A 12,723-nucleotide genomic window follows, 5' to 3' on the forward strand; every position below is an offset into this window, starting at 1 on the left:
ATTGCGAGCCCTCCACGACTTGGCAGACTCAGTCCGATCGGCAGACCACCTGGAATGTCGCAACGGACACGTTTTTAAATAGCCACCTGCGTCCCGATCTCGACGACGCGTCCGGTCGGGATCTGGAAATATTCCGTTGCATCGGCCGCCGAGCGCGCCAGCCCGATGAACAGCTTGTCCTGCCAGACCGGCATGCCGGAATTGGGCGAGGCCTTGAGAGAGCGCCGCGACAGGAAGAAGGACGTCGTCATGATGTCGAACTTCCAGCCCTGTTTGCGGCAGATCGCCAGCGCACGCGGGATGTTGGGCTGCTCCATGTAGCCGAAGGTCAGCGTCACCCGCATGAACAGCTCGTTGACCATTTCCATCTTGACGCGCTCGCTGTCGGGCACAACCGGCTGCGGTGCCGTCACCACCGAAAGGATGACGTTCTGCTCGTGCAGCACCTTGTAGTGCTTCAGGCTGTGCATCAGCGCGGTCGGCGCGCTCAGCGGATCGCTGGTCAGGAACACCGCGGTGCCCGACACCAGATGCGGCTTCTTCTTCAGCAGATTGCCGGCGAGGAAATCCAGCGGGATCTCGTTCCGGCGCGTCTTGTCGAACAAATAGCGGGTGCCGCGTATCCATGTGGACATGATCAGCCCCATGCCGCAGGCGACCGTGATCGACACCCACCCGCCTTCGAGGATCTTGACGACGTTTGCGAGGAAAAATCCGGTATCGATCGTGCCGAACAGCAGTGTGAGCGCGGCCGCCAGTGCAAGCTGCCATTTCCACCGGAACCGCATCACCACGAACAGCAGGATGGTCGTCATAAGCATTTCGCCAGTCACCGAAATGCCATAGGCGGAAGCCAGCGCACTCGAACTGCCAAAGCCGACAACCAGCAACATCACGCCCAGCGCGACCACCAGATTGACCCGCGGCATGTAGATCTGGCCGGATTGCATCTCGGAAGTATGCTGCACCTCGATACGTGGCAGCAGATTGAGCTGTACCGCCTGGCGAGTCAGCGAGAACGCGCCGGAGATCACCGCCTGGCTGGCGATCACCGTCGCTGCCGTCGCCAGGCCAACCATGGGCATCAGGGCCCAATCAGGCAGCATTTGGAAGAACGGATTGGTGGGTTTGCCGCCATTGGCCAGGACGAACGCCCCTTGTCCGAAATAGTTGAGGAGCAGACAAGGGAACACGACGGAGAACCACGCCAGCACTATTGGCCTGCGGCCGAAATGGCCGAGATCGACATAAAGGGCTTCGGCCCCGGTGACCGCCAGGAACACAGCCCCGACCGTGACGAACGCACCGGTGGGCGTATTGGCCAGATAAGCGACCGCGTAATAGGGATTGATCGCCAGCAGGACCGACGGGTCGTCCAGCAGATGGTAGACCCCGGCGGCACCGATCGCCAGGAACCACGCTGCCGTCACCGGTCCGAACACGGCCGCCACCCTGCCGGTGCCAAAGCGTTGCACGGCAAAAAGCATTGCCAGGATGATCAGCGTGATCGGAACAACATAAGTTTCCAGCGTCGGGGTCACCACTTCCAGGCCCTCGACCGCCGAAAGCACGGAGATGGCCGGCGTTATGATGGCGTCGCCGAAAAACAGCGCCGCGCCGCAAAGTCCGATCCCCAGAATGAACCGGGCTCCCTTTGGATAAGCGTTGCGCGCAAGCGCCATCAGCGACAGCGTGCCGCCCTCACCCTTGTTGTCGGCTCTGAGCACGAAAGCGACGTACTTTATCGTGACGATGATCGTCAGCGCCCAGACGATAAGCGACAGCACGCCAAGGACGTCGTTGCGCGCTACCGGTCCCGACGATGCGTGCAGCGCTTCCCGAAACGCGTAGATTGGGCTCGTGCCGATATCGCCGTAAACCACGCCCAATGCGCCCAGCATCAAAACTCTGGTGCTGTGCTGCTCGGCCTTGGAGTGGCTGGATTGTTCGATGGGTTCTGCCTCGCTACCGGCGTGGGCAAGAGCCATGGACGACACTCCCATAGACGTGCGGCGCTCGACGCTGCGGGATGGAAAGGACGCGCTGCCGTGCCCGGAACGCATGGCCTATCGGCTCGCCTTTCTCTACCAGCCACAAGCCTTCAGAAACCGCCTGACCGTTGCGGCCATGCCATACTCCAACGCATCGGCTGTCAACCCATGTCCGATCGACACTTCGGCCAATGCCGGGATGCGCCTGGCCAGCGCCGGCAAATTGCTCACCACAAGGTCGTGCCCGGCGTTGACCTGGAGCCCTGCCGCCAATGCGGCATCCGCCGTCTTTCCCAATTTCTCCAATTCCTTCGCCGCTTTTGCCGAATCGGAATGATAGCTGCCGTATGGACCCGTATAGAGTTCGATCCGATCGGCGCCGGTGTCGCGAGCGGCGTTCACGCCAGCGGGATCCGGATCCGAAAACAGCGACACGCGAAAGCCTCCCTTCTTCAGGCGCTTGACGACCGGTGTCAGGAACGCAGCCTCGGCGGCGAAGTTCCAGCCATGGTCGGAAGTCGCCTGCGCCGGGTCGTCGGGCACCAGCGTCACCTGCTCGGGCTGATGCTTTTCCACAAGCGCCAGGAACTCCTCGGTCGGATAGCCCTCGATGTTGAATTCCGCATTCGGGAACTCGTCGTCGATCAGCGCCCTGATCTCAGGCAGATCGGAATGCCTGGTGTGCCGCTCGTCGGGTCGTGGGTGCACCGTGAGCCCATGCGCGCCGGCGGCAAGGGCGATGCGTCCGAGCCCCGTCACGCTTGGCCACGGCAGGTCGCGCCGGTTGCGCAGCATGGCGATCGCATTGAGATTGACGGAAAGCTTTGCAGGCATTTGCACGGCTCCAGGCTGATCTTGGCGCGCATCTATACCGCCTTTAATGGGAACAGACAGAGGGTTTCAGGTGTTCCAAGGTGTGCGAAGGAAATCGAGCGCAAGGAGTTCCCTGTTGAATTTTCTCGAGGCCGTGCCGGCGGTTCGCCGCATCGACACCGATCGCGAAGACCTCTTCGCCATCGATGTCGTCGGCCATGTCGCAGCGGCTGACGCCGAAAACCTGTTCGGATTGCTGGAGGCGGCCTATGCGCTGCATCCGAAGATCGACGTGCTGGTGCGCCTGATCGACCATGAGGGTGTCGACTGGGCCGACGTATCGGACGAGACGATCGAACAGGGCATAGCTCATGCCGTGGAGCATATCGGCCGCTGCGCGGCGATCGGTGAGCCGAACTGGATACCGGAGGCAAGAGCCTTTTTGCCTGCCTCTTTGCCTATCGAACTCCGGCATTTCGAGGCCAAGGACGAAGCCGCCGCCTGGGAATGGCTTGACGCCAGACCGATCGCCCAGCGCTGATACGACGGACCTGACAGCCCTATCGGACGATCGTCAACCGTTCGGCCGCGCGCGTGATAGCGGTATAGAGCCAACGCTGGCGAGTTTCCTTGAATGCCCAGCTTTCGTCGAAAAGCACGATCTCGTTCCATTGCGACCCTTGCGCCTTGTGCACGGTCAGTGCATAGCCATAGTCGAAATCGTCGAAACGTTTCTTCTGCTGCCAGGGAATGTCGGCGTCCGGATCTTCGAATGCCGCCTTGAGCAGCTTGATCTTGGCGACGCCGCGATCCGGGTCGTCTTCCTCCGGCGAAACCAGCAGATTGATGCCAGGCTTGACCGTCTCGCGCGACGAGGTCATCACCTTCCACAACGAGCCGTTGAGCAGTCCCTTGGCCGGATCGTTGCGCAGGCAGACCAGCTTGTCGCCGGCTTGCGGATAATCGGCGTTGAACCCCTTCAGCTCGCGCAGCCGCTGGTTATAACGGCGGCGCGTACGGTTGGTACCGACCAGCACCTGGTCCGCCTTCAGCACCAATTCCTGGGTGACGTCTTCCTTGCCGATCACTTGCGCCGCGCCATAGTCGCCGCGCATGAACTCGCGGCCCTCGCGCACGTCAAGCGCCAGCCTGATGATCGGGTTGTCGCGCGCCTGGCGGTGGATTTCGGTGAGCAGAATGTCCGGCTCGTGGTCGGTGAAGAAGCCGCCGCCGGAGATTGGCGGCAACTGGCCGGGATCGCCGAGCACCAGGATCGGCGTGCCGAAGCTCATCAGGTCACGGCCGAGTTGCTCGTCGACCATCGAGCATTCGTCGATGACGACGAGCTTGGCCCGCGAGATCGGGCTCTGCCGGTTGAGCGAAAATGTCGGCGACATCGATGTCTTGCCGGTCACCTCGTCCGCTACCGATTCCTCGCCCTTCGGCCGGTAGATCAGCGAATGGATGGTGCGGGCATTGACCGCGCCCTTGGAACGCAGCACCTGCGCCGCCTTACCGGTAAACGCGGCGAACTGCACCTGGCCGTCGACATGCTCGGCGAAATAGCGCGCCAGCGTCGTCTTACCGGTGCCGGCATAGCCGAACAGCCGGAACAGCTGCGGCTTGCCGGCTTTCAGCCAGCCGGCCACCGCCTTCAGCGCCTCGTCTTGTTGAGGAGAGAATTCCATCAGCGCGACAGACCGGATTCGCGAGGGAAAGACAAGGTGACTGCCGTCACCGGCAAATTTTCATCGCCGGCAATCACGCCGCTGCGACAGGGTCAGGCTATCAGTGACGAACAGGAACGTAAAGAGAACAAGGCCGGGCGGCCGCAGCTTACCCGGCCCGCTGTGGATCGTTCTCCAGCTGGATCGGCTTGCCATGCGGAGTTGCGTGCGCGGCGCGTTCCCAGGCAGCGGCGAGCGCATCGACGTCGCGCTTTCCGGCAACGCCCTTGGCCAAAAGCAGCTTTTCCAGCGCTGCCAGCCAGTGCTCGTAGTAATCGTGACCGTCGCGCGCGGCGCCCGGCCGCTTCACCTCTGCCGACAAAGCATCCGCCCATTCGCTCCACGAAAACAGCCCGTTGTCGTGCAGTGCTACCGTCATGGCAAAGGCCTCTGCTTGCCACGGCTCGGCAAACACAGGCGCCTCGACACCGGCGGGCAGCATGGCGGCAACTGAGCCCGTCTCACGCCGGCTCAAGGTAGCTCTCCCAGGCGTCGATCGACACGACAAGTGTCGGATCGGCGCCCTCGCCCCAGATTTCGCCGCCGGTGAAGGCCACCGTATAGACCCATTGCGGGTTTTCGCCCTGGCCGTGCGCATTGGTGTCGGGAAAGACAAAGCCGTCGCGCACAGCCTCGACGACGCCTCGCTTGCCGCGTGCATAGCGCGGCAGTCTGGTGTGGCCGGTCGGATGAAAGTTCTTGGTTCGCACGGGGTCGCCCGCCTTGAACCGCGCAGGCGCGGCGACAGGCCGGTCGCAGTGCCCGCCCTTGGCCAGCACCGCCGGAACGTCCTTAGCCTTCAGCACCCGTTTGGGTGTCGCTGCCGGGTCGACTGCGTCGCCCGTAGTCAGGTCCCGGTCGCTGACGAAACCATGGCGTTTGAGCAGCACCTCCAGCGCCTTGATCCATATCTGGTAGTAGCTGGAGGCATAATAATCCGCTGGATGCAGCGATTCCCGCGCGTGCCGGCTCTCGTCGATGGTCCAGGCGCCCATGGCGCCGGCGCACAACGTCACGCCCAGCGCCCGCCTTTCCCAATCGGCATGGAAATAGGGTTCGTCAGGTTCGGGCGCGACCGGCCCGAAACCCATCTGGCCGCCGAGATCCTGCGGCCCATTCATGCCGGTTCCCGCACCAACGCCGTGCCGATCATGGCATCGCGCGTCACCAGATCGGCGAGCCTTGCCTCATCCCAGCCCTCCGTACCCCGGGGGCGCATCGGCACCACCAGATAGCGCAGCTCGGCGGTCGAATCCCACACCCGGATTGTCGTCCTCGCCGGCAAGGTCAGACCGAATTCCTCGAGCACGCCGCGCGGATCGATCACTGCGCGCGAACGGTAGGGCGGCGCCTTGTACCAGACCGGCGGCAGGCCGAGCACCGACCACGGATAGCAGGAGCATAGCGTGCAGACGACGAGGTTGTGCGTGTCGGCCGTGTTGAACACCGCCTGCATGTGCTCGCCTTGCCGGCCGGTGTAGCCGAGCGATTCGATTGCCGCCGTCGCATCACGCTTCAGCCATGCGGCAAACCCGGGATCAACCCAGGCCTTCGCCACCACCTTTGCGCCGTTGCGCGGCCCGATCTTAGTCTCATAGGTGTCGACGATAACATCGATCGCCGCCGGATCGATCAGGCCTTTGCGGGTGAGAATCGTCTCCAGCGCGCGCACCCGCGCCGCAAAGGGATCAAGCTCGTTGTCGTGGTCGTGATTGTGCGGCATGGCGTCAAATTACGATCGCGGACCTCCGGCCGCAAGCACCACGGCTTGGGCCAGCGCTATTCGGCTGCCGCCTTTTGCGGCACCGGTTCTTCCTCCTCGTCGAACAGTGACGGCTGGTCGACCGCTTCGACCGGGCTCGGCTCGCCCCGGCGCCGCGCCCACAGCCTGACCAGCCAGCCGGAAAAATGCTCCATGTAGACGTAAATGACGGGTGTGACGAACAGCGTCAGTGCCTGCGAGGCGACAAGACCGCCGACCACCGCCACGCCGAGAGGCTGGCGCAATTCCGCGCTGGCGCCGGTGCCGAGCGCGATCGGGATGGTACCCATCAGCGCGGCAAGCGTGGTCATCATGATCGGCCGAAAGCGCATCAGGCAGGCCTTGTGGATGGATTCGACGGGCGACATCCCCTCGCGCCTGAGTTCCAGCGCCACGTCGATCATCATGATGCCGTTCTTCTTGACGATGCCGATCAGCATCAGGATGCCGATCACCGCGATCACCGACAGATCCATCCCCGCCAGCCGCAGTGCCACCAGCGCGCCGAGCACCGCCGATGGAAGCCCGGTCAGGATGGTGAGCGGGTGGATGAAGCTCTCATAGAGCATGCCGAGAACGATATAGATGGTCAGAATCGCGCCGCCGATCAGCAGCCCCTGGTTGGAAAGCGAATCCTGGAACGTCTTGGCCGTGCCCGAGAAGGCGGTCGAGATCGTCGGCGGCATGCCGATCTTGTCCTTCAGCCCGTTGATGTGGCTCACGCTGTCGCCGAGGGCCACGCCTTGCGGCAGATTGTAGGAGATGGTCACTGCCGGAAGTTGGCCGAGCTGGTTGACGGTCAAAGCACCGGCGGTCCGATCGACGCGGGCGAACGCACCGAGCGGCACTAGGCTGCCGCTCGCCGTTCTCACCTTGATGGCCAGCATCCGCTCGGGCGACCACTCGATCTTCGGATCGAGCTCCATGATCACGTCGTAGCTGTCGGCCGAACCGAAGATGGTCGACACCTGCTGGGTGCCGAAACCGCCGTAGAGACTGGAGCGCAGCGTGTCGGTATCGACGCCGAGGTTCGCCGCCTTGTCGCGGTCGATCACCAGCGTCGCCTGTAGCGCGTTGTTCTGCAGGTCATTGGTGACGTCGGTGAAGGCGGCATGATCGGCAGCCATCGCGTCCGTCAGCCTCTGCGCCCAGACGTTCGTCAGGCCGGTATCGAGGCCCTGAACGGCAAGCTGGTAGGCACTCGCCGAAGAACGCGCGCCGAGCCGCAGGTTCTGCACCGGCTGCATGTAGGTTTCGATGCCGGGCACATTGGCCAGCTGGCGCCGCAGGTCCGTAAGCACCTTGTCGATGTTCGGTCGGTGGTCCTTGTCTTTCAGCTGCACAAACAGCTGGCCCTGGTTGAGCGCATTGTTTCCACTGCCCGCCGACCAGCCGACATGCGCGACGTAGGGCGAATGGGTGAAGACATCCGCCACTTGCCCCTGCAGCTTCACCATCGCGTCAAACGAAATGTCCTGGCGCGCGATGGTCGTCACCGAGACCTGGCCGATATCCTCCTGCGGGAAGAAGCCCTTCGGCGAAATCTGGATCAGCCACACCGACAGCCCGGCGGTCACGAGGAAGACAAGGAAGACAAGGAAATTGTGGCGCAGGCAGAATGTCAGCAGCCTGTCATAGCCCCGCATGAAGACGTTTTGTCTATGGCCTTCACCGTGCGCTGCTTTCTGCTCGGCTTTCGATAATGACAACAGCCGCGAGCACAGCATCGGCGTCAGCGTCAGCGAGACGAACATCGACGCCAGGATGGCGACCGTCACCACCACCGCGAATTCGTTGAAGATGCGCCCGATCACGCCGCCCATCAAAAGCACCGGAATGAACACGGCGACCAGCGAGATCGAGATCGAGATGATGGTGAAGCCGATCTCGCGCGCGCCCTTGAGTGACGCCTCGAGGGCCGAGAGCCCGTCCTCCTCCATATGGCGGAAAATATTTTCCAGCATGACGATGGCATCGTCGACGACAAGGCCGACCGCCAATGTCAGCCCCATCAATGAGACGTTGTCGATGGAAAAGCCGAACAGGTACATCACGCCCAGCGTGGCGATGAGCGAAATCGGTACCGCCACCGCCGGGATGATCGTCGCCGTCACCCGGCGCAGGAACAGGAAGATCACCATCACCACCAGCGCGATGGTGAGCAGGAGCGTGAACTGCACGTCATCGACCGCCTCGCGGACCGATGTCGAGCGGTCGTTTAGCAACTGGATGCTCGCCGCTGCCGGCATCTGATCGTCGAAGGAAGGCAGCATCGCCTTGACGCGGTCGACGACGTCGACGGTATTGGCATCCGGCTGGCGCTGCACCGCCATAATGATGGCGCGGGTGCCGTCATACCAGCTTGCCGTCGTCGTGGTCTCGACCGAATCGATGACGCGGGTCACCTCGCCGAGCCGCACCGGATGGCCGTTCTTGGTGGCGATGATGATGTTCGAGAATCCCGCCGCATCGGTCAGCTGCGTGTTCGCGGTGATCGTCAGCTGCTGTTTGTTGTTCTTGAGCACGCCGAGCGGCGTGTTGCTGTTGGCCGAGGCAATGGCCGTCTGCAGCTGGTCGATCGAGATGCCGCGTGCGGCGAGCGCCGTGGGATCGATCTGGACGCGTACGGCATATTTCTGCTGGCCGTAGATCGAAACCTGCGCAACGCCGTCGATCGTCGACAGCGACGGCGAAATCACATTCTCGGCAAACGCGTCGAGATCGGTCAGCGGAATTGTGTCGCTGACCAGCGACATCAGCAGGATCGGCGCGTCGGCTGGATTGACCTTGCGGTAGCTCGGCGGGCTGGTCATCTCCGGCGGCAATTGTCGTTGCGTGCGTGCGATCGCTGCCTGGACGTCAGCGGCGGCTGCATCGATGTCGCGGTTGAGCACGAACTGAATGGCGATCGAGGTCGAGCCGAGCGAGTTGGTCGTCGAGATCGAATCGATGCCTGCGATAGTGGCAAACTGCTTGATCAGAGGCGTTGCCACCGAGGTCGCCATGGTTTCCGGCGAAGCCCCGGGCAGCGAGGCCGAGACGTTGACAACCGGAAATTCGGCGCTTGGCAGCGCCGCGACCGGCAGGAATTTGTAAGCAAATAGTCCGCCCAGAACCAGGGCGAACGACATGAGCAGCGTGGCGACGGGCCTGCGGATGCAGAATTCGGAAATCATGGCTGTGTTCCGCCCGTCCGGTCAGCCTCGGCAACCTTCGGAGCCGCCTGATCGCCGGTGCCGGTCGAAGCCTTGCCTTCGCGCACCGCCGCGCCGTTCTTCAGTTTGGTCTGACCCTCGACGACGACACGCTCGCCGCTTTTCAATCCTTGGCTGATTGCGGTGCTGGTGCCTTCTGTCAGCGCGACCTGCACGGGCCGCATTTCAACGGTGTTGTCCGGCTTGATTACATAGACGAACGGGCCCTTCTGGCTGGGCTGGACGGCGACCGTCGGAACGGACGTCATTTGTGGCATGATCCCGGCATCGAGCACGACGTTGACGTATTGGCCCGGCCATAGCGAAAGATCGGCGTTCGGCACACTGGCCCGCGTTGCGATCGTGCCGGACGCCGTGTCTACGCTGGAATCGACGAAATCCAGCGTTCCCTTGCCGATCGGCTTCGGGTCGCCGTCCTTGGTCAGCGTCACCGCACCTTGCTGCGGCGCTGCCAGCGCCTTGTGCAGCAAGGCAAGATCGCTTTCGGGGAGATTGAAGTTCACCTGCAGCGGGTCGACCTGCGTGATCGTCACCAGTGGAGTCGACGTGCTGCTGCCGTTGCTGGTGGTGACGAGATCGCCGACGGCGACGTTGACTGCGCCAAGCCTGCCGGAGATCGGCGCCCTGATCGTGGCGAAGCCAAGCTGGATTTGGTCTGCATCGATCGTTGCCTTGTCGGCGTCGACGGTGGCCGCGGCGGATTTCTGCGCCGCGACGGCCTGATCGTAGGTCTGCTGTGTTCCGGCCTGCCTGGCGACGAGATTTTTGGCGCGCTGAAGATCGGCCGTGGCGCTGGCAAGCAGCGCCTGGTCTTTTGCGAGCGTCGCCTGATCGCGTGCCAGTTGCGCCTTCAACGAGCGATCGTCCAGCGAGAAAAGAAGGTCGCCGGCCTTCACCATCTGTCCGTCCTTGACCGCGATTGCGACGATCTGGCTCGAGACCCGCGCGTTGATGCTGACCACGGCAGGAGAGGACACAAAGCCGATGGCATAGCGCCGGACCGGGAAATCGGCCGTCGCAGCGGTGGCGGCAACCACCGAAGTCGTACGCGCGGCATTTGCCGCTGCAGCGGGCTTGTCCGCCGTCGCCGTCTGCTTCGCCGACAGCATCTGCTGAAGACCGCTCATTGCGCTGGGCGAAAGATAGAGCCACGCCGCGGCAACGCAGGCTGCAGCGATCACCGCTAATACGATCTTTCCGCGCATCGACAAAAGACCTCTCGATCCGACACGCCGCTATCCGGTGGCCGTAGTCTAGCTCAACTCGCAGCCTCTTGCCGCGCTTTTGCCAGATAATAGAGGATGCCGAAGGCGAAAAAGGGCCAAAACCCGTCATTACGAAGATTTAATGTGCAGTGCACAATAGAACGGCAGCTAACGCAGCATCGGCCACAGCGTCGCCGCAAGCATCACACCCATGGCGATGTTGAACCATTTGAGCCGCACCGCATCCGCCAGAAAGCCGCGCAGCGCCATGCCGAAACCGGCCCAGGTCGAAATGCTCGGCAGCATGACGACGGCGAAAGCGGCTGCGATCAGCACCACCGACACAAACGGGCGTTCCGGACTGGTATAGACGGCCATGGCTGTAATCGCCATCACCCAGGCCTTGGGATTGACCCACTGGAATGCCGCAGCCTCGATGAAGCGCATCGGCTGGCCCTTCGTCTTGTCTTCGCCGCCGAGCGAGCGCGACATGGCGATCTTCCAGGCGAGATAAAGCAGGTAGAGGCCGCCAGCGATCTTCAACCCGGTATGCAGCACCGGAAAGGTCGTCAACACGGCGCCAAGCCCGAAGCCTACGGCAAGCAACAGCACGAGGAAGCCGAAGCCGATGCCGAGCATGTGTGGCACGGTTTTGACCAAGCCGAAATTCACGCCCGAGGCCAAAAGCATGAAATTGTTCGGACCCGGCGTGATCGAGGTCACGAAGGCATAAACCAGCAGAGCAAGGAATGCATCGAAGGTCATGGAGGATCGCAAAGATCAATAATACTGAAATACTGACTTAAATCGATGAGGTGCTGAGTGCAATTGCAATTCGTTGGTCCACGCGCCCCAAGCGTTCCTTCATATCTTAGGCCAATATCCGCTGAGAACATCTATCTGCGGTAGGGCTGCACCGACCATAGATCTGAATTCGGGGCAGTTTCGCGCTGACGGCGCACGCGTCGCAGCCCTTTTCGTCTCGGCGTATTCTCCGGAATCTTGACGCTGTGCGCCAGACCCAGGATCGCCAGAACCTGAATGAATAGCCAGCCGAGATCGATCTGTCCGTGTTCCAGACCAAGCCGTGCAGACTCGGGAAACGCGTGATGGTTGCCGTGGAAACTCTCGCCGAACGTTACCAGCCCGAAACGCGGCAAATTGTATCCTTGCACGGCAACGTCGTCGACGCGCCATCCTTGCTCCCCATCTCGGTGCGCAAAATGCCCAACCAACCAATGCCCGGTAAGCGACACTGAAACGCGCACCGCGATTCCCCATACCACCCAATCCCAGCCGCCAAGCGCGAAAAAGAGGATCGCCCAGGGCAGTTGTTGCAGCATCCAGGTGCGCTCGACGAACTTGTAGAACCGGTCATTCGTGATCGAGTGTTCGATGACGAAGGTGGGTGGATTGCGCAAAGCGACCGCGCAATGCATCTGCCAGAAGGCATCGGTGAAAAATGGCCGACGATGGGCATGGAGATCGTGACATGCGGTCTGGCGCTGAGCCCAGTCACGAATATCGTGAGCATAGATCATCCCAAAAGGACCGGCCATGCCGACGAGCACGCCAAGGTAGACCAGCGCATGCTCGACCCAGATATGAACCTTGAACGACCGGTGGATGAGCAGACGGTGCATCCCCACCGAGTGTCCGGCGCAGATTGTCGCCGCCGTTGTCGCAACGAATAAGGCGAAGGCACTCCAGCTAAATGTCATCGGTCCCAACACAATGGCGACGATCGTCATCGCCCCGACCCAGATCGACTTTGCCGGCACCCACACGACTTTGCCGTCTTCGGCGTCGCTGTCCTGTTGGGAAATCATTCTGCCCGTGGATATGGTTTTCATCGGTACCCCTCCTCCTGCATGAACATTTCCGGACCACAGCCTTGCCTTCTGGCGCGTCTTCCATTACTTAGGCAGTAAGCTAATCGTCTACTACTACGAGTTAGGTATTTAGGCAATAGTCTAAGTGAAAATAAGAAAAGCGGACCGAGGCGCAGCC

Annotated in this window: 11 protein-coding genes; 1 reads left to right on the forward strand and 10 read right to left on the reverse strand. The window is 62.0% G+C overall.

The genetic code is table 11. The annotated features are described in order from the left end of the window. Positions 1-74 precede the first annotated feature (74 nt). Both NKJ15_RS11510 and NKJ15_RS11515 read right to left on the reverse strand, forming a co-directional pair. Complete coding sequence (locus tag NKJ15_RS11510; protein WP_352815360.1) at positions 75-1,988, reverse strand: potassium transporter Kup; 1,914 nt, start codon at positions 1,986-1,988, stop codon at positions 75-77. 96 nt (positions 1,989-2,084) lie between these two features. After that, positions 2,085-2,825: a pyridoxine 5'-phosphate synthase gene (locus NKJ15_RS11515; protein ID WP_352471639.1), complete on the reverse strand. Its 741-nt coding sequence runs from the start codon at positions 2,823-2,825 to the stop codon at positions 2,085-2,087. 115 nt (positions 2,826-2,940) lie between these two features. Between NKJ15_RS11515 and NKJ15_RS11520 the strand changes: the two genes are divergently transcribed. Next, entirely contained in the window at positions 2,941-3,345 is a 405-nt protein-coding gene (locus tag NKJ15_RS11520; RefSeq protein ID WP_352450052.1) for a SpoIIAA family protein, read from the forward strand. A gap of 19 nt (positions 3,346-3,364) precedes the next feature. On the opposite strand, the gene NKJ15_RS11525 is transcribed toward NKJ15_RS11520, so the two are convergent. The 8 genes from NKJ15_RS11525 to NKJ15_RS11560 all read right to left on the reverse strand — a co-directional run bounded on the left by NKJ15_RS11525 (position 3,365) and on the right by NKJ15_RS11560 (position 12,566). Next, positions 3,365-4,492, reverse strand: a complete 1,128-nt coding sequence (locus tag NKJ15_RS11525) for an ATP-dependent DNA helicase (protein ID WP_023720791.1) — start codon at positions 4,490-4,492, stop codon at positions 3,365-3,367. Positions 4,493-4,640: 148 nt separating this feature from the next. Further along, on the reverse strand, positions 4,641-4,973 hold the full coding sequence (locus NKJ15_RS11530) for a nitrile hydratase accessory protein (protein ID WP_156937343.1): 333 nt from the start codon (positions 4,971-4,973) through the stop codon (positions 4,641-4,643). A 19-nt stretch (positions 4,974-4,992) separates the two neighbouring features. Next, positions 4,993-5,652, reverse strand: coding sequence for a nitrile hydratase subunit beta (gene nthB / locus NKJ15_RS11535; protein ID WP_352767821.1), 660 nt, complete (start codon positions 5,650-5,652; stop codon positions 4,993-4,995). Continuing rightward, positions 5,649-6,254, reverse strand: a complete 606-nt coding sequence (gene nthA / locus NKJ15_RS11540) for a nitrile hydratase subunit alpha (RefSeq protein ID WP_352501008.1) — start codon at positions 6,252-6,254, stop codon at positions 5,649-5,651. The genes nthB and nthA overlap by 4 nt, the downstream gene beginning before the upstream one ends. 56 nt (positions 6,255-6,310) lie before the next feature. Next, positions 6,311-9,469, reverse strand: a complete 3,159-nt coding sequence (locus NKJ15_RS11545; protein ID WP_352815363.1) for an efflux RND transporter permease subunit — start codon at positions 9,467-9,469, stop codon at positions 6,311-6,313. Next, a complete protein-coding gene (locus tag NKJ15_RS11550) occupies positions 9,466-10,713 on the reverse strand; it encodes an efflux RND transporter periplasmic adaptor subunit (protein WP_352815365.1) in 1,248 nt (415 codons plus the stop codon). Before NKJ15_RS11550 ends, NKJ15_RS11545 begins: the two co-directional genes overlap by 4 nt. Before the next feature lie 168 nt (positions 10,714-10,881). Continuing rightward, positions 10,882-11,478: a LysE family translocator gene (locus tag NKJ15_RS11555; protein WP_352815367.1), complete on the reverse strand. Its 597-nt coding sequence runs from the start codon at positions 11,476-11,478 to the stop codon at positions 10,882-10,884. 131 nt (positions 11,479-11,609) lie between these two features. Further along, positions 11,610-12,566, reverse strand: a complete 957-nt coding sequence (locus NKJ15_RS11560) for an acyl-CoA desaturase (RefSeq protein WP_352815368.1) — start codon at positions 12,564-12,566, stop codon at positions 11,610-11,612. Positions 12,567-12,723 lie beyond the last annotated feature (157 nt).

Source organism: Mesorhizobium sp. M0207, assembly GCF_040321995.1.
Taxonomy (GTDB): Bacteria; Pseudomonadota; Alphaproteobacteria; order Rhizobiales; family Rhizobiaceae; genus Mesorhizobium.

Coding starts and splice junctions, on each gene's coding strand:
- NKJ15_RS11525 (WP_023720791.1), bottom strand. CDS start 4,492: ATGGAATTCTCTCCTCAACAAGACGAGGCGCTGAAGGCGGTGGCCGGC.
- NKJ15_RS11560 (WP_352815368.1), bottom strand. CDS start 12,566: ATGAAAACCATATCCACGGGCAGAATGATTTCCCAACAGGACAGCGAC.
- nthB (WP_352767821.1), bottom strand. CDS start 5,652: ATGAATGGGCCGCAGGATCTCGGCGGCCAGATGGGTTTCGGGCCGGTC.
- NKJ15_RS11555 (WP_352815367.1), bottom strand. CDS start 11,478: ATGACCTTCGATGCATTCCTTGCTCTGCTGGTTTATGCCTTCGTGACC.
- NKJ15_RS11545 (WP_352815363.1), bottom strand. CDS start 9,469: ATGATTTCCGAATTCTGCATCCGCAGGCCCGTCGCCACGCTGCTCATG.
- NKJ15_RS11515 (WP_352471639.1), bottom strand. CDS start 2,825: ATGCCTGCAAAGCTTTCCGTCAATCTCAATGCGATCGCCATGCTGCGC.
- NKJ15_RS11510 (WP_352815360.1), bottom strand. CDS start 1,988: ATGGCTCTTGCCCACGCCGGTAGCGAGGCAGAACCCATCGAACAATCC.
- NKJ15_RS11530 (WP_156937343.1), bottom strand. CDS start 4,973: ATGCTGCCCGCCGGTGTCGAGGCGCCTGTGTTTGCCGAGCCGTGGCAA.
- nthA (WP_352501008.1), bottom strand. CDS start 6,254: ATGCCGCACAATCACGACCACGACAACGAGCTTGATCCCTTTGCGGCG.
- NKJ15_RS11550 (WP_352815365.1), bottom strand. CDS start 10,713: ATGCGCGGAAAGATCGTATTAGCGGTGATCGCTGCAGCCTGCGTTGCC.